The organism is Neobacillus sp. Fa239 (assembly GCF_055395235.1).
The window spans coordinates 2,359,020-2,382,509 of sequence record NZ_AP041611.1 but is presented as its reverse complement, the minus strand read 5'-3'; the positions used below and the strand labels follow the sequence as shown (position 1 = coordinate 2,382,509).

Here is a 23,490-nt window from a genome sequence, read left to right as displayed (position 1 = left end):
AAGATTGCATTTTTGCATTAGACTTACTACCAAATACCCAACTAAGATGGGTAGATAAAAAGACATTCAAAATGAACTGCACCTCCAATTGTTAGACACAGCTAACCATTGGAAGTGCAGTATGGCTAAATATTCAATTGTGTTAAAGCTTAAGGCGGTACTACCTAGATAAATGGAAAAGTAACAGTTTTTTTTCAAAATTATACATTGGTCTTGATTGCCAATAACAGCCCAGTAGACCAATCGACTTCGGTTATGACTAAATCTGCTCTATTCCGTAGAGTCTGAACAAGTTTTGGCGCTTTGATTCTATATAACTCCGGCAATTTTGAATCCGGAAGCAAATCTTTAATAACATAAAAACCTCCTACGTTTAAATGATCTAATGTTTTGTCCAATAACTCGAATTTTCCCGGCCACGTATCCGCAAAGATAAAATCAAACCGCTCTGACATGTTTTGAATAAAAACCGCCCCATCCTCACAACGGAACGAAACTCTTCTGTCATCGCCCAAATACTTCTTTGCTATTGATTGCACACTACCATCTATATCCACTGTTGTAAGTGTACTATCTTCATCCATTCCCTCTATAATCCATGAAGCAGATGCCCCAGCACCCGTTCCTAACTCTAAGAAGGTTCCTTTTGTTTTTGAAGCTGCCAATCCCTTGAGCAAAAAACCAGTTTTTCTATCACATGACTGCTGGAAGCCAAATAGCTTAGATTCTTGTAATATTTTCTCGTAGGCTGATGGCACTTTCAAATCATTGCTTTCTTCCATGCTCATACTTCCCTTCTTCCTTAACAGATGTTTCAGTTCCATTCAATGAGCCTGACATATATTTAGGGAACAAAAAAAGCCCCTTAATAAAAGAGGCCTTTGCATTAATATATTGACCTCTTATCTAACAGAGTATTTTACCTCTGTTGGAATTAGCACCTTCCTGAAAAAATCAGGGGTTGCTGAGGTTTCACAGGGCCAGTCCCTCCACCTCTCTGGATAAGAATTATTTTTATGAGATTACATTAATTTATATTAAGTATTGCACAGTTTATACAAAAAAAGCAATCCTTTAATACACATAGAATGCCTACACTAATAAAGAATGTTTAATAACGATACTTTTACCATACAAATAAAATAGCAATTATTTCTAATGCATTAGGTGAAAATAAAGTGATTGCATTCAAAAGTTAAAGGTATTTTATGGACTATTATTTTATGAATCTTGCTTCTCCTTCTTGCTATAAAACATTCTCGACATCAACAGTCCCAATACCCCTAATCCTAAGAAAAGGATGGCACGGATGAAAATCGATACCGCAAGAAAATCCACCAATAATACTTTGCCAAGCGAGACAAAGATAAAAATGATCCCAAATCGCTGCAAGACCACATGTTTCCGTACGCGGCCGAACACCACAGAGAGAATCGCATAAAGCGCCCACACGAAGGATACACTCAGATGCTGAATGTTATCGGTGCTATGGAACGTGAAATAATCGGTTACATGGGTTATGAATACCACACTTAAGGCGGCTATCGCAATCGTTAAAGGCATTTGGATGTCTTTTCTCGTATCCCTTGGCAGAATAAGCTTCTTGATAAAGGCATTGGTAAATAAGCTTACGAACGGGAATTACATGTTTTTGTCGCACAAACCATTGCATGGCTCAGCTTTGGATTTTTTGGGACCCTATCCATGGTATATCTTTTCACAGGAAGGAGTCGCACTGCTTTTATTTTTTATCCTGCTGCTTCCGTTTTTCCATTATAAGAAACAAAAAGAAAATATGTCTGCCTGATTTCACTGTAAAAAGGGCTTATCCTTCCCCTTCTGCCTTGCTCTCATCATCATTGCCATTTTGATTTGAAACGATTTTGCATTGGAGTCCGTCTCATTTTACAGGGGGGATGAAGTTGAGAAAGATTATAAGTCTATTATTCGTTTTTCTAACTAGCTGTTATTTTCTTACTAATACAACTTATGCAAGTTGGGCCTACCCTTTTGTTGTCTACGATGGGAATGTCTATGTTGTTTCAGAAACCCATATAGAACCCAATAAAATCGGTAAGAAAATTGGGGAGGTAACGAAGTATTCAGACCTGGAAGGCACTTATAGTGGGAATTTTTCAAATCAGTTTCCTAAAGGAACGGAATACTATGAAATCAGAAGTGTATCAGTAAAAGAAGCAATTGCCATTAAAGAAGGTAAGGAATCATTTATTAAAGCTACATTTAACGGCAAATATGCGGGCAGCGGGGAAATTGATCATCAGAAATATATGATGATCCATTTATTGCTGTATGTTATCGGAGTCATTTTATTATTCGGGATCATTTATTTATTTTTCAAAAGAAGGAGGAAATAACCAACTAAAAAGAGCTGTCAAAAGATAACGGGTTCAGTGTCCTGTCGCGAAACCCGAATGTAGCCCATTTGCACTGCCTTTTGTATCTGTTTTTGCAATAAAAATAAAATAGCTCAGTTCACTGAGCCATTTTTGGTTGCCTGAATGGCTACCTGATAAAAAAATGCTGATTCCCTTTTCTGGGTCCTCTCTTATCGGTTGGGAGTAAGTTAAATTAGCGGAGAATTTTCTCTTAATTTGGAAATTGAACTGAAAATAGCGAAAATAGACGGAGAGATTCCCCCTATTGACTCGAAAAGCATGAAAATGGGGGATTTTCCTTTGCATAACCGGAAATCCTCCCCTTATTTACCCGGAAACGAGCTCCATTTTGCAAATAACCGAAAAATCTCCTCTTATTTTACATATCACAAGGGTACACAATTAAGGATAATACTTTATAATGTTTGTGATATGAAACGGAACACGTTTGTCAAAAGACAGCCTTTTTAAGGACACTTCCTACAAGCTCCTCAATATTCATCTTCTGGCTATCATTTCTATCTCAATCTGTGCACCTAGAGGAAGGGATGATACACCAAGTGTTGTACGAGCAGGATATGGCTCAGAAAATTGTTTTGAATAAACTTCATTCATTGCTGTGAAATTATTCATATCCGTTAAGAATACATTCACTTTTTCAACATGATCTGGAGTTAAACCTGCTGCCTCCAATACATTGAAAAGATTCATAAAACATTGATTTGTCTGTTCCACAATATCACCTTCTACAAGCTTTCCAGTCTGTGAGTCTACTGGGGTTTGCCCGGATAAAAATACTAAATCACCTGCTTCAATGGCATGCGAGTAAGGACCAACTGCAACCGCTCCAGATGCACTAAAAGCCTTTCTTGGCATATAAACTCCTCCTTTTAGAGAATATTTTACATTTGATCTTCCCTATCTCTTCCTCCGATATTTGTGTTCCGAATTAATGATTTGTTTCAATTTACCTCTCCAAAACGTATCCTTCCATTCGTGTGGTCTAAATGGAATAAGTGGAGCGAAATAAGGTACTCCAAATGGCTTTAGGCTAGCACCCCAAATAAAGAAAACAAGAAAGACCGCTATCAAACCTGTGTATCCAAAAAACCAAGCTATTGGTATTAATATCCATCTCATAGTGGATGCCAGCGGTAAAAAACCTTTTACCAGTACTAAGTAAACACACAATTGGGCAAAACCTCCTACGATCAATCCACCAGAACTGATAATTTTAGTGCTGACAGCAAATTGCCCAACAATCATGACTGCTAATAAGGCTATCATCAGATTTAAGCTTTTATAAATGTGTAGAGAAGTATCATAAATAATTCTTAAGACAAATAATATAAAAACCATTTCCCAAAATCCATTTAAAATTTCGCCAGTAAATAGGAATTTATTTAATAATTCTGTTTTATGTTTACCTATGTGAAGTTTTTTAATGTCATCCATATGAAACCGTTGGGTGGCAATATAAAATGCAGGTAAATGCAAAGAAAGAATCAGATAAATTTACGTATATGAAATTCTACAAACATAAAAAAATCCAAACTCGTTTCTTATTGAAAAAGAGATTGGATTTTTTTGAATTTCATTACAAATTTAGCCAGTTAGGCGATTTTCATCCGCATCAAAAAGGCATTGTTTCGTGAAATTGTATTTGTTCCCTAATTTACTTGAATGGTGGAAACGACCAAATGATTATGGTCCACTTCGATTTGATACTGTTTTCCGTTTGCCCCTTTAACGAGGTAAATCGAATCTGCTCCAAGGATTGATTTGGTTTTTGAATATAGGCGATACGAGATCATGTTTGTTCCCTTATCTTTCACCGCCTGGTTCAAGTTTTCATCCAGCGTTGAGTGGTTTATGTAAGTTGAAAATCCAATAAAAATCACGACGGCAACGGCTACAGCAAAAAGAAAAAACCAACCTTTTTTATTATCTTTAGACATAGATCCCTTCCTATCTGTTTTTAATATTGATTATCCAGTCTAAAGATGAAGTTACGATTAGAAGGGTATTAAATTTTAATAAAAAAGGCAGCTTTTCAATAACCTTTTTATTCTTGATGTATTTCTAATTTCAGGGTGGAAGGCACAAATACACTCATTATCTGAATATCGATATTACGCTCAAAACTTCATTTGTCGTGGTTCCAAAACTTTTATTTTAATTTCCCGCCAAATACCGGGAAGAAGCTATGCTCACCATAATTCTGGATGTGCTCCACATTCTTCAAAGTCTCCATATCTGCATCGCTGATAGCAAAATCTAGATCCGCATTGTTTCTCATATGATCTGGATTTGCGGTCTTAGGAATGACTACAAGACCAAGCTGGATATCATAACGTAGGCAAAGCTGAGCAACAGATACTCCATACTTATCAGCTATAACCCTAACCACTAAATGATCGAGAACTGCACCATGTGCAAATGGTGAATATGCCTCTACCAGGATGTCATTCTTCTGGCAGAATTCGATTAGTTCCAAAGGAGTATTGCTCACATGTGCCAATATCTGATTTACCATAGGCTTGATCTCACAGCTTGCTAGAATACTCTCTACGTCATCCTGAAGAAAATTAGAAAGACCGATTGCCTTTACCTTGCCTGCCTTATAAGCATCCTCCAAAGATTTCCATACTTCTTTATTTTCCTCGAAGTACCGGTTCTCCTCACGGAACTCCATCCAAGGCTGCGGGCTGTGGATAATCAGAAGATCAATATAATCCAGTCCCAATTTTGCTAAAGACTCATCAATGGACTGCGTAACGGCATCATAGTTCTTTGCTTCTGCAACAACCTTTGTCGTGATGAAAAGTTCTTCCCTTGCGACACCGCAGGTACGGATTCCTTCGCCTACACCAGTTTCATTCATATAAGCCTGAGCAGTATCGATATGGCGATATCCGATAGATACCGCATCACGCACTGCCTGTTCTGCCTGTGCATCGTCAAGCAGCCAGGTTCCAAGACCCAATTTTGGAATTTCTACACCATTTGATAATTTGTAAGTTTCGTTAAACATGTTGTTGTCTCCTTTGCGTTGTTATATTTTTTGTTTTTTTCGTCGCTGGGAAATAACGGCATTTTTATCTCCTCAAATAACCTTTATTTTAATTTTCAGGAATCATTTCATTAACGCAAGCTATTGCGTTAAGTGTTCTCGGAAATCCCATATATGGCAGGCAGTGAGTAATGGCGGTGATCAATGTTTCCTTGTCATTGCCTACATTTTTGTTACCTTGCACATGTGACTTTACCTGGCTTTCACAGCCGCCAAGCGTACTAATAATACAGAGTGTTAACAACTCCCGTGTTTTCAAATCAAGTCCCGCGCGGGTGTAAAAGTCTCCAAAGCAAAAGGAGGAAAGATAATCCTGCATATGCTTTTGATTTGCAGGGGCAGCCTCACGCATTTTTGCAATAAAATCACCAAAAATCTCTACTTGAGCAGCTAGTCCTTTTTCAAAACGATTAACTTCATCTACAGTCTTTTGGCTTTCAATTGGCAAAGCGATATTCTTTGCTTTGAAAACCTCATTGACTTCATTAATGGCGTTTAATGTTTTGGGAAATCCAATATACGGGGCGCACTGGTAAACGGCCTCTTTGATTTCTACAGGTGTCAGCCCAACGTTCAGTGCGGCACCTACATGTGCTTTAAGCTGAGGTAACGTCTGGTTGGTAGTAAGAACAACCAGCGTGATAAGTTCACGTTGTTTGTCATCCAAATTACCTTGATAGAAAACCTCCCCAAAAATGAAGCGTGTTAAAATTTCTTGGAATTCAGGGTCAGTAGTATATGCAGCAGGTACTCCATTTCCAAAAAGTTGTTTGTATTTTTTTTCGCTCATTTCAACTCGATTCATACATTTGCCTCCTGTTTGAATTTCATTTGCTTCTAATCTTCCAAAAGGTTGCTGAACATGATGCCTGTTAAAAATCAATATGGATTGATTAATCAACATCTGTATATCATTATAAAAAAGCCCCTCATATTTTCAATGGTTAAATTCACGCAATTCGTTGAATATTCAACAAATCAATGAAAATTGTTGATTATCTTATCCTGTATCCTTTAGTGCAATAAAAAAGAGATTGCTACAAGCAACCCCTTTTCCACTCTACCAACCGGTTATCTTCTCATAAAAAATAAGATGCTATTATTAGAAATGGTTATCATTATTAAAACCAAGGTAAAAATTATCTGGTTAAAGGAGCACATATGGCTAGTAAAGTGGTGGAGATTATGGCACATTATTATCTGAAGAAAATATATCTGAACCTCCTACATATGATTCAGAAGTTCTTACATCTACGACTCCACCATTTTCAGATATGTTAATGATGTTCCAAACAACTATGCTTACAGGTATGTCCCTTGGCTATTATGGAACTGCAATAGGAACAGTTGCTAGACGTGACCTGGGTTCAAAATTTATACGAATACTTCTTGAAGCTGTTCAATATGCGGAAGATGGAGCGAACATTTTGATTGAGCATGGTTGGATGGAAAAACCCCCAGCATCAATTGATGAAATTGAAATAGCTAAAACCAAAAGGAAATAGGGATTATGATTGAATAAGAATGCGATTGAAAAAATATTATGGTCCATTGCTTTGCCTGGCTTTGGTCAACTATTAAATCAAAAATATGTTAAAGGTATATTGTTTATTTTCCTTGAATTTATTGTTAATATCCAATCAAATTTTAATGAAGCCATCATTTCAAGCCTTCATGGTAATACTGATACTTCTATTGATCAAATCGATTTCAAGTGGATCATGTTTTATCCATGTCTTTATTTTTTTTCAATGTGGGATGCTGTAAAGGATGCCAATGAAGGTGAGAAAATTCTCCGTTTTTATTTCTCCCCTTTGTATTTGCAGCCTATTTTGTCACGTTTGGTTTGATTTATTCTACTGATCTTAAAATTTTTGGTGTATTGTTTGGACCTGTCTTTTAACCAATGATATTTGTTATACCAGGCGTGATCATTGGATTAATGGTTAAAAAATTCATTATTTCATTCTTAAAATAAGAATGCCTTGTTTTCGTAAGATGAAGCCGTAGGCATTCTTTTATTAATCTACCTTTTTAGTTCCATTAAAAAGAAGGTCGCCGCATACCTAACACGAAAATCAACAATGAAATTTTTTACATAATATATCAATGAAAAAAGACCATTCCGATTTTGCAAAATGGTCTGCGATTCTTTTAGTTATTTTGGGTAAGCTCCTCCTGAGGAGAACCAGGTAGATTAATTCCGCTTCTTTTTCCATTCGATTTGATGGGCTTAGAACAATCGTTGATCCACATTAGAAATTACCACCAAAAGAATGGAAAACAAAAGCAAAATGGAATGAAGCAGAATGGTCCAAAAAAACCAAATCCATAACCATCATTTTTATTAGAAGAAGGATTTAATTCGATAATTTCCAATCCATCTTCTCTTACTTCTTCCACTATGCCTACTGACCATTCTCCGTTCTCTTTTTTAAAACGAACCAATTCCCCTTTTAAGTGACGAGCTTGTTCATAATTTAATCCCACTATAGAGTCCCCTCCTTTCTATTAGGACTTACTATAAGATATGAAAAATCATATTAATTGCTAGCGTAATTGCACTATATGAAAATAATATTTATTGGTGATTTAATATGGAAAAAAGTTAAGTCCAAGCAAGTTGTTTTTTCCCTTCAATAGATTTTGCAAAAATCCTTTTTACAGGAAAGCAGGTTTTAGTTGAATAGAGGATGGATTTTAAAGTTCCGTTTTTCTTACTGGATTGTTTTTACTAAAAAAATTCGTAAAATCTTTCTTATTTGTTAAACTATATTAGTCAAATAATTTCGAGGTGATGAACTATGTTTGAGAATGATGATAAAAAAGAATTAAAGGGTTTTGATACCAGCATTATTTATGACTACAAAGAATATCCTGATGAATTCAGTGGCCGTTGTGATAATTGTGGACACACTTTATTTAATAGTTCAGTTAAAAACTTCATATTTATTCGTGAATGTCGTAAATGTGGCATGAAGAAAAGTATTTAATCTGTTTGGTTTTCATTTCCGATGGAAAATTAGATAGTGATTTTAAATAAAATTTTTAAAAATAGATGGTTTGTTAAAAAGGGAATTGGAGTTTAATCTCGAAATATTGGTAATAAATAAAATGGTTAATGAGAAGTGAGGGATCAACATGGAATATGTAAAGTTAGGTAATACTGGAATGGATGTTTCCCGCCTTTGCTTAGGCTGTATGAGCTTCGGCGTTCCGGAACGAGGTAATCATCAATGGGTATTAAGTGAAGAGGATAGCCGTCCAGTGATCAAAAAAGCATTAGAGTATGGGATTAACTTTTTTGATACAGCGAATGTCTATTCAGATGGAACGAGTGAGGACATTGTCGGCCGGGCGTTAAAAGATTTTGCCAACAGGGATGAAATCGTCATCGCAACAAAGGTTCATGGCCGCATGCATCAAGGGCCAAATGGAGCAGGTCTCTCACGAAAAGCGATTATGGCTGAAATTGATAATAGTTTAAGAAGGCTTGGAACCGATTATGTTGATCTCTACCAGATTCATCGATGGGATTATCAGACACCCATTGAAGAAACAATGGAAGCTCTTCATGATGTGGTAAAGGCAGGAAAGGCTCGTTATATCGGGGCATCGTCTATGTATTCCTGGCAGTTTCTTAAAGCCTTACATACCGCAGAAAAGAACGGCTGGACAAGGTTCGTCTCCATGCAAAACCACCTAAACCTTTTGTATCGTGAAGAAGAACGTGAAATGCTGCCTTTATGCAAAGAGGAAAAAATCGGCGTCATCCCATGGAGTCCGATGGCAAGAGGAAAATTGACACGTAATTGGGATGAATCTACTTACCGCTCGGAAACGGACGAATTTGGCAAATACCTTTATGCGGCTACAGCGGAAGCAGACCGTAAAGTAGTGGAACGAGTGGCAGAGTTGGCAGAAAAGCGTGGCGTACCAAGGGCACAAATAGCGCTTGCCTGGGTACTGCAAAAAGAAACGGTTACTGCCCCGATTGTGGGAGCAACAAAAATGCATCATCTTGAAGATGCGATTGCGGCATTATCGATTACCTTAACCGCCGAAGAAGTATCCTTTTTGGAAGAGCCTTATGTCCCCCACCCGGTTTTAGGATTTAAATAAACTTAAAGAAGCCATTCATCCAGGGTGGCTTTTTTCATGCTTTTTAATGAATATGAATATCATGTTTTCTGTTTTCGATTAACCGTTTGTTAAATAAAAAAAGGCTGCCGCATCCACTCGGTTGTTTTACAGCACATTAATCAAAAAATAAGGTGTTAATCTTCTTTGGATCAACACCGCATTAATTCATTTTCAATTTTACCAACCGATTTGTAATACAACAATAAAAGTAAAAGTAAAATAGGGTCGAGTATGACTGAATAAATAAGTTTCCACCAACCGTAATGAAAGTATCCCCATGGTTGTTGCAATGATAGTAGCTCATAAACTGAAATAATAATCACCCAAAAAGCAATATAACCAATTCTCTTGATCCAAGACTGATTAAAGGGAAACCAGTTCAAAAACATCACACAAACAGGTGGAATGAGTACCGTATAGACCAATATATTTGTCCAGTCAATTCCTCTCCAAAAATACCAGTACCCACTTGTTTTTTCATCGATAAAAATATCAAATATAATTTCGAAAATCATTGAAAATTCCCAAATATGAACAATTTGATTTTTGGTAAGATTTTTTTGCATTTTATAAACGATGGAATTGAAAAGGACAATGGAAATAAAAAAGAACACCATAACTAATTCCTCTATCTAAAAAAATATTTTTTAGCATTATTATTACCATAGATTGGCGAATCATTCCAATCTAATCAAATTCTCATTTTTTTGTTGAACTAAACTTCTTTAGCTGAATATGAAAAGGAAATGTACCCCAAATTGTATGGGTACAATGGGTATTGTACGCCCAAAATTTGATATTCGATTTATCTTACAAAAAATGCTTAGAAACACAAGTAGTCTTATCTTTAATTTTCTAACCAGTGATATTTAAAATAAACGGAGATTTTTCGGTTATTTGAAAAATGGAGCTCGTTTCGGGGTAAATAAAGGGAGGAATTCCGGTTATGCAAAGGAAAATCTTCCATTTTCATGTTTTTCGAGTCAATAGGCGGAATCTATCCGTCTATTTTAGCTAATTTCAGTGCTATTTCCAAATTAAGAGAAATCTCTCCGTTTATTTATCAAACCAGGGACATGAAACGGAACCCGTTAGTCGCAGCACCCCCTTTTTTCCACGAAAGAGCCTCACTTATTCACAAGCAAGTTTAATTTCAATAAGGTGGAAATAAGCACCCAGCTAGTTAAACACGGTCAAGCTTTTTAAATGGTCTTTGCGGTAATTTAACACGGATGGTATCACCTGGTTTCACTTCACCACTCTGCAATATAACTCCCATTATTCCTGCTTTTCTTATCAGATTTCCGTCTGAATCCTTATCCAAAACAGCCTTTAAAAGACCCGGTTTATAATGATCAATTTGAGCACAAGGATTCCGTAAGCCTGTTACTTTAATAATTGCAGACTCACCAATAGATAATATCGTATCAGTAGGCAATTCAAGAAGATTTATTCCGACAGTTGTAACATTTTCACCCATTTGTCCAGGTTTAATATTAAAACGGTCTGCTAACTCTTCGAATAACTCATTGTGAATTAAATGCACTTGTCTTAGGTTCGGTTGGTTTGGATTTTGTGCCACTTTCGAGCGATGTTTAACCGTTGAACCAAAGTGTGCATCCCCTTCGACCCCTAAACCCTTCACTAATTTTATAATCTCTTGATTTTCTTTACTAAAGGTATGCATCTTACTTAAACTAACCGCTAAGACTGTTCCTACAATTGAACTCTCTTTTTTTTCATCAAACATCCAATCCTCACAGCCTTCCTTTTTTAAACTCCCTGTTTGTTCATATTCAATAATGGTTTAATTATTCCTTCTTCTCCTAAAAGTGGCATCTTTAGCTGAATAAGAAAAACGGGCTGCCGCAGCAACCCGATTGTTTAACGAAAACTATCCTTTAATTAAATAATCAAACTTCGAAACTACGGGATTATCGTAGCATACTCTCCAATTTGTCCTTCACTAGCACCCATTCTTGGTCGATTACACTGTAAAACACAGAGTCTCTTAAATAACCGTCAGGCATAACCATATGATTCCGAAGCACTCCTTCTTTTACTGCACCCAGCCGTTCAATTGCCTGCTGAGACCGCATATTTCGACTATCTGTTTTCAACTGAACACGAATTGCCCCAAGTGTCTCAAAACAGTGTTTTAAAAGAAGATACTTACATTCTGTATTTATTCTAGTTCGCCAAACAGTTGGAGACAGCCATGTCCAACCAATTTCCAAGTTACGGTTTGGAATGGATATATTAAGAAAACGGGTACTCCCCACCATTTTGCCCGAATCCTGATCGATGATAACAAAAGGAAATTCGCTTCCTTGCTTTCTTGCTTGAAGTGCTCTATTCACAAGATCCTTCATCTCTTCAATCGATTGAACATTCATTGGCATGTATGCCCATATATCTGGATTGTTTCCCGCATCAAATAACTCCTGTACGTGATAATCTTCCATAGGTTGTATCTTTACTCTTTCTCCTATTAATACTATTGGTGTGACCTCCATAATTCTTCTCTCCTTTTTTTCTTTGGTATGATTATATAAACAAACTGTCCTCTCTTAAAGTGACAGTTATTTATTTTTTATAAAGGACAGATAAATGAGAGAGTTTAAGTCGTAAAACTGCTCGGGTCAGATAAAAGCTATTCTTCTTCGAGAATCGCACCCGTTGGTTTAATATAATAGCAGCCCTCTGGACAAGATCCCTAGGGCAAAAACAAAAAGCTGCAAGATAAACTTGCAGCATGTAATACTTACTTTATAGTTGCTTTGCTATTAATCTTCTCTTTGCTTTCTCAGCAGCTTCATTTGGTGTACTGCCTTGTTCAATAACGGTTTGTTTACCCATTCGAGCATATACCTTAATCCTGTGTCTCACATTATAAACCCTAAAATAAATTCCATCCTCTTCATATGCAAATACGGCTGACATTGGACTTTTCATATATTCACAACCTTTCGGATTATACAGAGTAATTCTATATTTACATGAATACTCCTTGTGAAAGTTTTGTTACATTTATGCCTTGCATCCTATCATTTGCTTTTTAAATTTTGTTAGCCTGTGGGTTCATTAAACCAAGTTCAATTGTTATTATTTAAGCGCTGTGTTTAACAGGATGAACTTGGTTATTTTCTTTTGCTCCAAATTTATGAATGAATGGGATTACCCAGCGGTCTAAACCGATACGTGCTGCATTGAAACCAGCAGCTAGAAGGATGACGCCAAGCAAAATGTCTAATGGGTTAGTAGAAACTGTTCCTGCAAAAACGTAAGAGAAGTTCATGACAAGTCCGAAGAACGCTGCCACTGTAGTTAAGCATCCAAGAATTAATCCTAAACCTACAAGAAATTCGCCCCATGGAACTAATACGTTAAACAAGTGAGCGTTTGGCAATGCAAAGTGTTTCAGAAACGCAACATAAGTTGGATAAACAACGGCTTTATCTGGTCCTACAACTGGATGCATAGTTACACCTGTTAAAAATCCGGTAGCATCGAATTTCCCGCCAGAGATTTTCTCGAATCCGGCCATTAAAAACTCATACCCTAGATATAAACGGATGACAGTGAGGATGTAAGCAGCAATTTTGTTTTTTCTTAAAAATTTGTTGAACATTTTAAAGACCCCTTTATTAATAAATGTTTGTTTAATAACTTGATTACACTGTTATTATAATTCGAATATCTAGTCTTGAATTGAGTTTGTTTAACAATTCACACATAGTTCAAACCTTTTTGACAAATTTTTGAAGCATTGTCTTTTCAATGTTTTATTGCATTTAATAAGCTATCTTCATAGATGTAAAGGTCCTTATTGATGCCCTCGAGAGACATTTCGAGGGCTTTTTTATGTAGGAGATAGATCCTAATCGCATTGCCAGCTCAAAAAAAAGAAGCCTTTCAAGGCTCCTTGTATTAATAGATACAGATGATGTCATAAATCTCTTCATCATGGTGAACTCTGGCATGCTTGGACTCAAGGCGTTCGAGTGCCTTATCTTAAAATGTCCTCAATACGAGCGAGAGTTTCATCATTTAATTTTACGCCTGATGCTTTTACATTTTCCTCCAATTGCTCAGGACGGCTTGCTCCTACAAGAGCACTGGCGACATTTGGTTGTCGTAAAATCCACGATAGTGCCAGTGTGACAAGTGACATGTCATTGTCTTTGGCGACCTCTTTGAGAAGTTCTACTTTATCGAGATTCTCCTCAGTTAGTAATCCGAACAGATTACTGTATTTTTCTTGTGATGCACGGCTTCCTGCTGGTGCCTGAGAACCCTTCTGATATTTACCAGTTAAAACACCCTGGGCAAGAGGAGACCAAACGACTTGGCCAATGCCATGCTTTTCACTTACTGGGATGACCTCCTTTTCAATATACCGTTGAAGCATGCTGTATTGTGGCTGATTCACCACAATTCGGTCAAGGAGCTTCTTGTCTGCAAGATGAACCGCTTCTGTAATTTGTTCAGCTGTCCATTCACTTACTCCGATATATAATACTTTTCCTTGGCGTACAAGATCATCTAAGGCCCGCAATGTTTCATCGAGCGGCGTTTCCTGGTCAAAACGATGACAATAATAAATATCCACATAATCGGTGTTCAAGCGTTTTAGACTCGCATGACATTGTTCCATTACATGTTTTCGGGATAACCCACGATCGTTCGGCCCATCACCCATTGGCCAGAATACCTTTGTGGCTAAAACATAGGAATCACGTACGTACTTCTTTAGGGCTTTTCCGACTACAATTTCTGCTTCCCCGCGCATATACACATTGGCAGTATCAAAAAAGTTGATTCCAAGGTCATAGGCCTTATCGATAGAAGCTGTTGCATTTTGTTCCTCTACATACCCACCATATGTAAGCCAGCTGCCCAAACTTATTTCACTCACTTTTAGTCCTGTTTTTCCTAAACGACGGTATTCCATGTTTATCCCTCCCAAATAATTTCGTGACACAAAATAAAAATACTACATGATTTGCCTATATGTCCAATATTTAGTCACTTGTTTCAAAATAAAGAAATGGCCAAAAACCATTACACAACATTCATTTTTGTTATTCAAGCAACCTGCAATCTTAGGACAAAAACAAAAAAGCCACCAAAAATGGCAGCCTGATCTTTATCTCTTCCCTCTGTTCGTATAAGAACACAGATTAAAGACGAACATTCTCAAAATGTTCAACGATTGGAAATGGGTCATAGAAATGATGTAATAACTTTTTCCATTCTTGATACTCTATTGATTCTCTAAATCCAACTGTATGGTCCTCTAATGATTCCCACTTCACCAGTAGTAGATATTTCCCCTTATCATCAATACAACGCTGTAATTCGTGCGATATGTAACCTTTTATTGAGGAAATGATTGGTGAAGCTTTACGAAATGCTTCTTCATATTCCTCCTCTTTTCCTTGCTTAACCTGAAGCATAGCCGCTTCTAATATCATAAAATCTCCCCCTTATTACAAGTATTATACTCGCCATCTCTACCAATAGATACAATAGAGAAAGTATTCGGTTTGTTCTTTTATTCGAAAATTAATGTTTTTAACCATTAATTAATGAAATAGATTTGGGTTTCAGAACAAAGCGGTTTCATTCTTTCAATTTCGGTAAACAGTAGAATTAATAAATTTTTAATTTGCTGAAAATTGAAGCAAAAAACTTCCAATTAATAGAACATTTTTACATATATAATAATTTCTTTCATTTACATTTGGAAGCATTTTAATAAACTGAGGGAGAACCATTTTTGTTAGAAAGACAAAAATAAAGCCCTAGATGCTTTACAATTGAAGAAAGAGGGAGATGTATATGCTGAATAGAAGAGAGTTCTATGCAGAGGATGAACGGTCTGCAAATAAAGAAATTCCAAATAAACGGTTTACAATTGAAAGAAACAAACGGATGACCGCAATTGCCGGCACTGTCCTTTTTGTACTGATCCTAGCGGAACTTGTCATTACTGCGAACTTAGATGCATTTCGATCTGAACATATTTTTGTTGGAGTCCTATTAGCTGGACCTTTAGTCATCAAGATGTGTAGTACCGGATACCGATTTTTCCGTTACTATTCAAAATCTCCTGAATTTGTCATGGCAGGTCCGCCTAATTTATTACTTCGAATTTTAGCACCGTTCCTCGTTGTAGTGACCATTTTGGTGTTTATTAGCGGATTCGGACTCGTGTTGGGTGGACATGCCCATGAGAGATTGTTTCATAAAATTCATGTCGTTAGTGTGACATTATGGTTGCCGTTGCTAGCAGTCCATATATACGCTTATATTCGGAAGGCTAAAGGTCTAATTTCACGTGATTGGACAAGCAAATCGAAGTACCGTGTGCCGGGTCGGGAAGGTCGTCTTGGCATAAACGTTGTAGCATTAATAATGAGCGGGATTGCCGCAATCATCATCACTCCCTGGCAACTTGGGAAGCATGGACATTGGGGGTTACCTGGTCCGCTTGCTTTAGGATTGGCAGCTGCCGTCATTGGTATCATAATCGCAATACCGCTCTTACGTTTAACCAATAAAAGGCCAGAGCTTTAAAGAACTTAAAAATGAGAAAAACTCCGTCGATTTAATCCGGAGTTTTTCTTGTTATTTAAGTTAGCTTATTTAGGCGGTGTCACACCATTCAGAAGATCCCATGTGTTTAACCCAAATGTATATTGAAAATGCGGATAATCAACTATACTTTTAAATGTCCCCCCCCATTTAAGACCTAACTGCTCTCCCAACTGCCCCATTCTAAAATATTTCTGTAAATCATTTGATACCTGACCATTTTCAATCGTTGCAGCATCAAAGGCTAATCCCCAGTTGTGATAGGAGTCCCCACCCCTGGCATTTGAAACAATCTGTCCTGGGGTTGTTCTCCCTTGGTTAAATAATCTGTCTGATTCATCCCAGCTTCTGAATGCAGTTGTAATCCGAACATCTAATCCTTGTGCTATGGTCAATTCAAGAAATCTTCGTGCAAGCATCGCAACGTACGGATGGAGTGAATTTACATCATTGGAACTTGGGCGCTGATCAATATTATCCTGTGGATGGGGATTAAATAATTTCCTTCGTGTTCGTGGATTGAAAATTCCTAACGGTTCCAAACCATTTCTTTGCTGAAATCTTTGAACGGCGTTTGTTGTCGAAGACATAAACCATCCATCGGGGTAACCGACATTATATCCATTTATGTTTAATTGCTTTTGGACAAGCTTGACCTGCTCGATTAGTAAACTCCAAGTATGAGCCTCCACAATGCCGTTACTTTCCATTTGAAATCGATCCTGAAACTCTTTAACCACTGCCATTGTCTTTTCATCATACGTACCGTCAATTGCAAAGTTGTTATAGTTAAGTGCTAATCCATTTAGACTCATTTGCAGCAATCTTACGTATTCGCTAGTAGAACCCAAGCTGATTGTTGGTAACTCCGGCATATTTCCCCCTGCCTTTCAAACGTTAACATACTTTAACAAACAGTGTATGGGAAATGTATTTGTCCTGCTCCAACAAAGTTATTCACTCATGCCGAGTTTTTAACAATTTCAGCTCTTTCTATTGCTCCCATCATTAGAGCAAAAAAATAAGATCTCCTAAAAATCGATACAAATAGACCCCTATTAAATTTCAATTGTTTATATGTTTGTCCACACTACCTTCTAGATATTTTCATATAATGTACAAATAACTAATTAAGAGGTGATAGAACATTGAATAACCAAAAAAGAGGTTCACCTAAGAATTATTCATATATTTTGATTTTCATCTTATTTATAATTCTTATTGGAATATACCTTTACTTAGCTTTATTTGGTAAAGTGTAGGTGTTTTCAATACGTTCTCTTTTGTGAATGTTTTTTCATTGTGTTAATATTGGTCTAAATCCCTATAATACCAACAGTAAGCATTGCATACTATAGTGCTCATCATACTTCCATGGTATAATTAATTGTCAGTAATTTTATACGTTTGTCTATTAGGAGGAGTCTGTCAACAACAGGCTCTTTTTGTCTTTTTTTGGGAAAAATAAAATAGTAAGAGGTGAATACATGCATTCTGAAACTGTTTTACTTGCACAACATTATTTAACCGTCTTTCTCATCATTTTTCTTCTAGGAACATTAGCAGGGAAAATTGCGCGGAAATTTGGATTGCCAGAAGTTGCTTTATATATTCTCATCGGCATGATCTTTGGTCCTTCTGGTCTGCATACATTTGAAATCCAAGCAAATTCAACTGTGAATCAACTTATTCTACTGTTCGGTGCAAGCTTTATCATCTTCCACGGTGGAACGGTAACCAGTTTAAAAGTATTAAAACAAGTATGGATAACAGTGGCTTTACTCTCAACAACAGGTGTTCTCATTACTGCTCTCATTGTGGCGATAGTTGCCTCCTGGGTCTTCCATATTCACTTTCTAATTGCACTTTTACTAGGAGCCATCCTTGCTTCTACCGATCCTGCGGCACTTGTACCTATATTCCAACGATTCCCTGTAAGACATAAAGTGGCGCAAACTGTAATCAGTGAATCTGCTTTTACCGATGCGACAGGGGCAATCATGACAACGGTTGTGTTGGCAGTTGTGACTTCGAATGAAGCTATAAATCCCTTCCATATTGGACTTGATTTCTTCCGCCTTGCTATTGGAGGAATCATCGTGGGAGCTATTGTTGGTTTCATTGCCGCCTTTCTTATTTCCGAAAATGATCGAGGGCTTTTGCGGGAATTCACTCCCATGGTGGTTATTTTGACCGTATTAGCTGCTTATCTTGGCGCTGAATATATCGAGGCATCGGGATTTATGAGTGTTTTTGTTGCCGGTTTAGTCATTGGAAATGCTTCGTCCTTCCGATTGACCATTCTCCCTGAACAGGAAAATGCCATGCATCAGTTCATTGATCCTATCGGCTTAAAACTAGGGATGTCCATCTTTATCCTCTTAGGAAGCCAAGTTAACTTCGCGGTGTTGCACGAATATGGTTTGCTGGCGCTTATTGTTGTTGCTGCGTTTATGTTTATTGCAAGACCGGTAACGGTTTTAACAAGTCTTCTCCCTGATCGTAAGGCAAAATGGAAAAGGGAGGAAATTGCATTTTTCTTTTGGACAAGGGAAACGGGTGTGATCCCAGCGGCACTTGTGGGGATGTTAGCAAGCTCTGGAATTACTGAAATCAAATTATTATCCGCTATTACGTTTGTCGCTATTTTGGTGACATTGGTTATCCAAACAAGCACGACCCCATGGGTGGCAAGAAAATTAAACTTATTAGAGAAAATGAAGGAATAATTCAACCGTTAATTCCTATATTTTGGTCAACTGGATGGCGAACACCTTCATTTTCTCATCCTAGGCTACCACTGTTTTTATTGTTGGGGAATGTCTAAATAAGTATGGTTGTTTTTTGTCCATCAACCGTTTAGGTCAAAAACTGGAGAGATTGGGTCGCGTGCTTCCGCCAAAAGGAAACAACCTGTTCCGTATCTGCCACCATTCCAAAATAAGTGTCCACGGTTTTTAAGGTCATATCGTGTTCTTCCTGCGAAAAAGCCGCGCAGGCATCTTTTATGAGCACGATTCGATAATCCAGCATAAACCCGTCTCTGGCGGTTGATTCCACACAAAGATTCGTGCTGACGCCTGTTATAATCAAGGTTTCGATTTTAAGAGTTCGCAATATGGACTCCAGCCTAGTATGAACGAACCCGCTGTAACGATGCTTCTTCACTATAATGTCATTCGGCTGGGGTGCAACTTCGTAAAATTCCGCTCCCCAGCTCCCCGTCTTGCAAATCGGGTTGACACCATCCGGAAAGCGAGAAAGCCAAACCTCGGAATCAGTTGCCTTCTCATGATTCGTTTGCAGAAAAATGATTGGAACAGAGTGTTCTCTTGCCGCATCCAACAAGCTGCGTAAGCTCGGTATCATTTTTTTGACCGCGCTAACGTCGCTTCCACTTTTGGCAATCGCTCCACCGGGATGGCAATAATCGTTTTGCAGATCTACGACGATGATGATCGTGTTTTTCCGTTCCAAGTTCTTTTTTAATTTTTCCAACCTTTTCACCCCCTTTACCATGCTTATTATTCCAATTCGATGCCACTAATATTACAACATGCATATAGGTCTATTAACCCCCGTCAAGGTACGGTTACCATTCGTTCCCCAAAAAATCTAATCTTCAATAAGCAGGTAAAATAGAAAACATTTGAATAGCTAAAATAACTTTGTGAAGAAATGTACTTAAACGATCCTGCCATTTAATTGATGAAGGATTATTGTATAACTTACGGAAGGTCTTTTCTTCAATAGAACTGAATTCGAAAAATAAATATTCGGCTTTAGGAAAATATAGTTATTAAATACGATTAGATGACTGCCATTCCTTTTTCAGAGGTGAAATCACTTGTTCGCTAAAATGAAAATAATCGCCATCACCATTACTTGCTTTCTCATTATGAGTTTTTCACTTCCGGTAAATGCTGAGATTTCTCATTCAAACAATAACATTTTAAAAATGAATTTTATTGACGTCGGTCAGGGAGATGCTATTTTGATTCAGTCCCCAGAAGGGAAAAACATTCTAATTGATTCAGGTCCTTATAAAACTAAACAAAAAGTTATTTCTTACTTAAAAACTCAAGGCGTTAAAACCTTAGATTTAGTCATTGTTACTCACCCACACGGAGACCATATTGGTGCCATGCCTGACATTCTCCAAACTTTCAAAGTAGATCGGTTTTATATGGCAGATAGAGATCAAACATCACCTGAAGTAATACGCTTACAAAAAGCTATATTTGATCATGGTATTTTTGTATTGAGGCCACAATTGGATGAGGCTATTGAATTGGAAAAAAATCTTATCTTTAAGTTTATTGCTCCAACACCTGTAACTTATGAAAGTATAAATGAATATTCAAACGTTATACAGGTGATTTATAAAAAGAATCGCTTTCTTCTTATGGGCGACTCGGGGGAGCAAAGTGAAGCTGAAATGATGGATAGGGGAATAAACCTTCGAGCGGATGTAATTAAACTCTCACACCATGGAGGGAGAACAGGCAATACGCTTCCTTTCCTGAAAGCGGTCAAGCCACAAGTTGCTGTCATTAGTACAGCCGGTCCAAAGAATTATCCTTCTGCAGAGGTGATCAATCGGTTAAAATATTTAAAAGTCCCTATTTATAGAACTGATCTAAATGGGACAATTATTGCCCAATCAAATGGTAAGAAAATATGGTTAGTTTCGAATGAGAAATGAAAGTTAGATGAAAAGTCCTTACTTTCGACAATGTTATACGGGCTCATCGTAGCTTATTGTGGAAGAATAAAAAAGCAGGTAAAGAATCCCTGCTTTTTTAATGGGTCTGAACTTCCTCATCATCCGGTCGCAAATGAAAGGTGACGCTTCTTGAAATGAAGTTTATGGTATGATGAAGGTCGTACCGGCTGTTTTTGATTTCAATTCTCTCCTGGCTAACAAAAATCATGCAAACTGCATCCCCGTCCCAATCCATCAACAGATAATCGTCCGGATTGTCCGTATCGATGAATACCGAGCATTTCGGGTGAATGAATAAGTTGAATCCATGGGGCAATATAACTTTTTTCATTTTCATGCGGGATCCTCTTTCTTTTTTCTTATCTATAGTATAATCTTCCACATCTTTCCCGTCTATGTTCAGCCATGGCTATGGTTGCGTTTGTAATAGGTATGTATTATAACCACGATTTCCCCTCTTTTCCTGAAAAATGGCATTCCAACACAAAACCCAATTTCGAATGTGTGCTTACCAATTTCCCTTCTCCCTTCTTTACTAAAACCCTCGTTACTTCTATAAGGATTCAGTTGCTTGTTTTATCTACTCATTTATATCCTCATCATTTTGTCACGAAGAGTTCAAATCTTTTTGTCTTGTTTGTGAACATATTCATAAAGAACTCCAAAGATTAAATGAATGAAATTATAATAACAAACTATAGAAGTTGATTATATTGTTAATCACCTATGATCCTTATTTAATCATTAACACGAAACAAGAAAGATTAAAAATCGAAAATCAATCACTGGAGGAATTTAAAAATGAGTATGTTTTGTTTTCAATGCCAAGAAACCGCAAAAGGAACAGGTTGTACAGTAGTTGGAGTATGTGGAAAAAAAGATGATTTAGCAAATATGCAAGATTTATTGATTTACACAATTAAGGGAATAGCGATTGTGAATACAATGGCTCGTGAAATCGGAATTAATCAAAAGAAAACAGATGAGTTCGTCATCAATGGTCTTTTTATGACGATTACCAATGCAAACTGGGATAAAAATGAATTTTTTAATACAGTAAGAGAAGGATTAAAGCTCCGGGAAGAAATTAAAGCGGCAATCAATCATGCAGGATACACTTTTGACAATAATAGCGATTTTGTCACTTGGTATGGTGAAACAAATCATCAGCTTGAAATGAAATCTGCTTCTGGGGAAGTTAGTATTTTAGCTACTAGAGATGAAGATATTCGTTCATTAAGAGAGTTAGTGACCTACGGTTTGAAAGGAATGGCTGCCTATTTAGAGCATGCGGCAAATCTTAGCTATGAAAATGAAGAGCTAAATGCGTTTATGCAAAAAGCACTTGCCAAGATCACAGATGATTCCGTAAGTATGGAACAATTGATTGAACTATCAATGGAATGTGGAAAATACGGCGTTCATGCCATGGAACTTCTAGATACAGCGAATACATCCACATATGGTCATCCTGAAATGACGAAAGTAAACATTGGTGTCCGTCAAAATCCGGGGATTTTAGTTAGCGGTCATGACCTGAAAGATATGGAAGAGTTATTAAAACAAACAGAAGGCACGGGAGTAGATGTGTATACACATAGTGAAATGCTGCCAGCGCACTATTACCCAGCATTCAAAAAATATGATCACTTTGTCGGTAACTACGGAAATGCATGGTGGGAACAAACTCGTGAATTCGAGAGCTTTAACGGTCCGATTTTAATGACAACAAACTGTATTGTACCACCAAAGGAATCTTATAAAGAAAGAATGTATACCACTGGTGCCACAGCTGTTGAAGGTGTAACCTATATTCCTAAAAATGAAGATGGTACAAAAGATTTCTCCGTTATGATTGAGCATGCAAAGAAATGCCAACCACCTGTAGAAATTGAAAAAGGTGAAATTATTGGAGGATTTGCGCATAATCAAGTGGCTCAAGTAGCTGATCAAGTGGTTGAAGCTGTGAAAAACGGTGATATTAAACGATTCTTTGTAATGGCTGGCTGTGATGGTCGCCATAAGATCAGAACTTATTATAAAGAGTTTGCCGAAGAGCTTCCAAAAGATACAATCATTTTAACAGCCGGTTGTGCAAAATATCGATACAATAAGCTAGATTTAGGTGATATCAACGGAATTCCACGGGTACTTGATGCTGGTCAATGTAACGATTCTTACTCTCTTGTCATGACGGCATTGAAGCTGAAAGAGGCATTCGGATTAGAAAGTGTAAATGAATTACCGTTATCTTACAATATCGCATGGTATGAGCAAAAAGCGGTTATCGTTTTCTTATCTTTACTTTACTTAGGTGTGAAAAATATTCACATTGGACCAACATTACCAGCTTTCTTATCACCAAACGTAACGAACTTCTTAATTGAGAATTTTGGTGTAGGCGGCATTTCAAATACAAAAGACGACATGGAAATGTTCATGAATAGCTCAATCGAAATTAAAGAAAGTATTTCAGTTTAATAATAGACTCGGATCCCGACTGGGATGAAGGATCAAATGAATGTTAAAGGGAGAGTCAATGGCTTTCCCTG

General features: G+C 37.2%; 27 protein-coding genes, 2 pseudogenes and 1 riboswitch. Of the genes and pseudogenes, 11 read left to right on the top strand and 18 right to left on the bottom strand.

Annotated elements, in window-relative coordinates; genetic code table 11:
* Positions 1-200 precede the first annotated feature (200 nt).
* Positions 201-788 carry an O-methyltransferase gene (locus tag ACZ5XR_RS11430; RefSeq protein ID WP_464501778.1) on the bottom strand — a complete coding sequence of 196 codons (588 nt, stop codon included), beginning with the start codon at positions 786-788 and terminating at the stop codon, positions 201-203.
* Between the two features lie 111 nt (positions 789-899).
* Positions 900-1,008: riboswitch (SAM riboswitch) on the bottom strand.
* A 213-nt stretch (positions 1,009-1,221) separates the two neighbouring features.
* Positions 1,222-1,563, bottom strand: coding sequence for a DUF2339 domain-containing protein (locus tag ACZ5XR_RS11425; protein WP_464501777.1), 342 nt, complete (start codon positions 1,561-1,563; stop codon positions 1,222-1,224).
* Here ACZ5XR_RS11425 and ACZ5XR_RS11420 point away from each other — a divergent pair.
* Both ACZ5XR_RS11420 and ACZ5XR_RS11415 read left to right on the top strand, forming a co-directional pair.
* Positions 1,520-1,807, top strand: coding sequence for a TMEM164 family acyltransferase (locus tag ACZ5XR_RS11420; protein WP_464501776.1), 288 nt, complete (start codon positions 1,520-1,522; stop codon positions 1,805-1,807). The genes ACZ5XR_RS11425 and ACZ5XR_RS11420 overlap by 44 nt on opposite strands.
* A 115-nt stretch (positions 1,808-1,922) precedes the next feature.
* Entirely contained in the window at positions 1,923-2,375 is a 453-nt protein-coding gene (locus tag ACZ5XR_RS11415; protein WP_464501775.1) for a hypothetical protein, read from the top strand.
* A 519-nt stretch (positions 2,376-2,894) separates the two neighbouring features.
* On the opposite strand, the gene ACZ5XR_RS11410 is transcribed toward ACZ5XR_RS11415, so the two are convergent.
* Together ACZ5XR_RS11410 and ACZ5XR_RS11405 are read right to left on the bottom strand one after the other, a co-directional pair.
* On the bottom strand, positions 2,895-3,272 hold the full coding sequence (locus ACZ5XR_RS11410) for a RidA family protein (protein ID WP_464501774.1): 378 nt from the start codon (positions 3,270-3,272) through the stop codon (positions 2,895-2,897).
* A gap of 42 nt (positions 3,273-3,314) precedes the next feature.
* A complete protein-coding gene (locus ACZ5XR_RS11405; RefSeq protein ID WP_464501773.1) occupies positions 3,315-3,851 on the bottom strand; it encodes a spore germination protein in 537 nt (178 codons plus the stop codon).
* Between the two features lie 26 nt (positions 3,852-3,877).
* Between ACZ5XR_RS11405 and ACZ5XR_RS11400 the strand changes: the two genes are divergently transcribed.
* On the top strand, positions 3,878-4,051 hold the full coding sequence (locus tag ACZ5XR_RS11400) for a hypothetical protein (protein WP_464501772.1): 174 nt from the start codon (positions 3,878-3,880) through the stop codon (positions 4,049-4,051).
* 15 nt (positions 4,052-4,066) lie between these two features.
* On the opposite strand, the gene ACZ5XR_RS11395 is transcribed toward ACZ5XR_RS11400, so the two are convergent.
* The 3 genes from ACZ5XR_RS11395 to ACZ5XR_RS11385 all read right to left on the bottom strand — a co-directional run bounded on the left by ACZ5XR_RS11395 (position 4,067) and on the right by ACZ5XR_RS11385 (position 6,274).
* Positions 4,067-4,354 carry a hypothetical protein gene (locus tag ACZ5XR_RS11395; RefSeq protein WP_464501771.1) on the bottom strand — a complete coding sequence of 96 codons (288 nt, stop codon included), beginning with the start codon at positions 4,352-4,354 and terminating at the stop codon, positions 4,067-4,069.
* A gap of 212 nt (positions 4,355-4,566) precedes the next feature.
* Positions 4,567-5,430: an aldo/keto reductase gene (locus ACZ5XR_RS11390; RefSeq protein WP_464501770.1), complete on the bottom strand. Its 864-nt coding sequence runs from the start codon at positions 5,428-5,430 to the stop codon at positions 4,567-4,569.
* 88 nt (positions 5,431-5,518) lie between these two features.
* Positions 5,519-6,274, bottom strand: a complete 756-nt coding sequence (locus tag ACZ5XR_RS11385) for a carboxymuconolactone decarboxylase family protein (protein ID WP_464501769.1) — start codon at positions 6,272-6,274, stop codon at positions 5,519-5,521.
* A 397-nt stretch (positions 6,275-6,671) separates the two neighbouring features.
* Between ACZ5XR_RS11385 and ACZ5XR_RS11380 the strand changes: the two are divergent.
* Positions 6,672-6,974, top strand: a pseudogene (locus tag ACZ5XR_RS11380) (DUF3231 family protein); the annotation flags it as partial.
* Positions 6,975-6,983: 9 nt separating this feature from the next.
* A pseudogene (locus ACZ5XR_RS11375) lies at positions 6,984-7,447 on the top strand (hypothetical protein).
* A gap of 284 nt (positions 7,448-7,731) precedes the next feature.
* Here the strand turns inward: ACZ5XR_RS11375 and ACZ5XR_RS11370 are convergent.
* Complete coding sequence (locus ACZ5XR_RS11370; RefSeq protein WP_464501768.1) at positions 7,732-7,959, bottom strand: hypothetical protein; 228 nt, start codon at positions 7,957-7,959, stop codon at positions 7,732-7,734.
* A gap of 314 nt (positions 7,960-8,273) precedes the next feature.
* Between ACZ5XR_RS11370 and ACZ5XR_RS11365 the strand changes: the two genes are divergently transcribed.
* Entirely contained in the window at positions 8,274-8,462 is a 189-nt protein-coding gene (locus tag ACZ5XR_RS11365; RefSeq protein WP_464501767.1) for a hypothetical protein, read from the top strand.
* Positions 8,463-8,610: 148 nt separating this feature from the next.
* Positions 8,611-9,591 (top strand): aldo/keto reductase, encoded by a 981-nt coding sequence (locus tag ACZ5XR_RS11360; protein ID WP_464501765.1) that lies wholly within the window; start codon positions 8,611-8,613, stop codon positions 9,589-9,591.
* A 170-nt stretch (positions 9,592-9,761) separates the two neighbouring features.
* Here ACZ5XR_RS11360 and ACZ5XR_RS11355 read toward each other — a convergent pair whose 3' ends face one another.
* The 7 genes from ACZ5XR_RS11355 to ACZ5XR_RS11325 form a co-directional block, all read right to left on the bottom strand.
* Entirely contained in the window at positions 9,762-10,229 is a 468-nt protein-coding gene (locus ACZ5XR_RS11355; RefSeq protein WP_464501764.1) for a CBO0543 family protein, read from the bottom strand.
* Positions 10,230-10,795: 566 nt separating this feature from the next.
* Entirely contained in the window at positions 10,796-11,362 is a 567-nt protein-coding gene (locus ACZ5XR_RS11350; protein ID WP_464501763.1) for an MOSC domain-containing protein, read from the bottom strand.
* Positions 11,363-11,546: 184 nt separating this feature from the next.
* Positions 11,547-12,128 (bottom strand): GNAT family N-acetyltransferase, encoded by a 582-nt coding sequence (locus ACZ5XR_RS11345; RefSeq protein WP_464501762.1) that lies wholly within the window; start codon positions 12,126-12,128, stop codon positions 11,547-11,549.
* A gap of 253 nt (positions 12,129-12,381) precedes the next feature.
* Positions 12,382-12,567, bottom strand: coding sequence for a hypothetical protein (locus ACZ5XR_RS11340; RefSeq protein WP_464501761.1), 186 nt, complete (start codon positions 12,565-12,567; stop codon positions 12,382-12,384).
* A gap of 154 nt (positions 12,568-12,721) precedes the next feature.
* Positions 12,722-13,243, bottom strand: coding sequence for a DoxX family protein (locus ACZ5XR_RS11335; protein ID WP_464501760.1), 522 nt, complete (start codon positions 13,241-13,243; stop codon positions 12,722-12,724).
* A gap of 378 nt (positions 13,244-13,621) precedes the next feature.
* A complete protein-coding gene (locus ACZ5XR_RS11330) occupies positions 13,622-14,566 on the bottom strand; it encodes an aldo/keto reductase family protein (protein WP_464501759.1) in 945 nt (314 codons plus the stop codon).
* Between the two features lie 229 nt (positions 14,567-14,795).
* Positions 14,796-15,089, bottom strand: coding sequence for an antibiotic biosynthesis monooxygenase family protein (locus tag ACZ5XR_RS11325; protein WP_464501758.1), 294 nt, complete (start codon positions 15,087-15,089; stop codon positions 14,796-14,798).
* Positions 15,090-15,456: 367 nt separating this feature from the next.
* On the opposite strand from ACZ5XR_RS11325, the gene ACZ5XR_RS11320 reads away from it, so the two are divergent.
* Positions 15,457-16,194: a hypothetical protein gene (locus ACZ5XR_RS11320; RefSeq protein WP_464501757.1), complete on the top strand. Its 738-nt coding sequence runs from the start codon at positions 15,457-15,459 to the stop codon at positions 16,192-16,194.
* Positions 16,195-16,259: 65 nt separating this feature from the next.
* Here ACZ5XR_RS11320 and ACZ5XR_RS11315 read toward each other — a convergent pair whose 3' ends face one another.
* Positions 16,260-17,087, bottom strand: coding sequence for a peptidoglycan-binding protein (locus ACZ5XR_RS11315; RefSeq protein ID WP_464501756.1), 828 nt, complete (start codon positions 17,085-17,087; stop codon positions 16,260-16,262).
* 612 nt (positions 17,088-17,699) lie between these two features.
* Between ACZ5XR_RS11315 and ACZ5XR_RS11310 the strand changes: the two genes are divergently transcribed.
* Complete coding sequence (locus ACZ5XR_RS11310) at positions 17,700-18,941, top strand: cation:proton antiporter (RefSeq protein ID WP_464501755.1); 1,242 nt, start codon at positions 17,700-17,702, stop codon at positions 18,939-18,941.
* A 130-nt stretch (positions 18,942-19,071) separates the two neighbouring features.
* Here ACZ5XR_RS11310 and ACZ5XR_RS11305 read toward each other — a convergent pair whose 3' ends face one another.
* Positions 19,072-19,731 (bottom strand): cysteine hydrolase family protein, encoded by a 660-nt coding sequence (locus tag ACZ5XR_RS11305; protein ID WP_464501754.1) that lies wholly within the window; start codon positions 19,729-19,731, stop codon positions 19,072-19,074.
* A gap of 328 nt (positions 19,732-20,059) precedes the next feature.
* Here ACZ5XR_RS11305 and ACZ5XR_RS11300 point away from each other — a divergent pair, with 328 nt between their 5' ends.
* Positions 20,060-20,917: a ComEC/Rec2 family competence protein gene (locus ACZ5XR_RS11300; RefSeq protein ID WP_464501753.1), complete on the top strand. Its 858-nt coding sequence runs from the start codon at positions 20,060-20,062 to the stop codon at positions 20,915-20,917.
* Between the two features lie 97 nt (positions 20,918-21,014).
* Here the strand turns inward: ACZ5XR_RS11300 and ACZ5XR_RS11295 are convergent, their stop codons facing one another.
* A complete protein-coding gene (locus ACZ5XR_RS11295) occupies positions 21,015-21,275 on the bottom strand; it encodes a hypothetical protein (protein WP_464501752.1) in 261 nt (86 codons plus the stop codon).
* Positions 21,276-21,745: 470 nt separating this feature from the next.
* Here ACZ5XR_RS11295 and hcp point away from each other — a divergent pair, with 470 nt between their 5' ends.
* Positions 21,746-23,419: a hydroxylamine reductase gene (gene hcp, locus ACZ5XR_RS11290; protein ID WP_464502286.1), complete on the top strand. Its 1,674-nt coding sequence runs from the start codon at positions 21,746-21,748 to the stop codon at positions 23,417-23,419.
* Positions 23,420-23,490 lie beyond the last annotated feature (71 nt).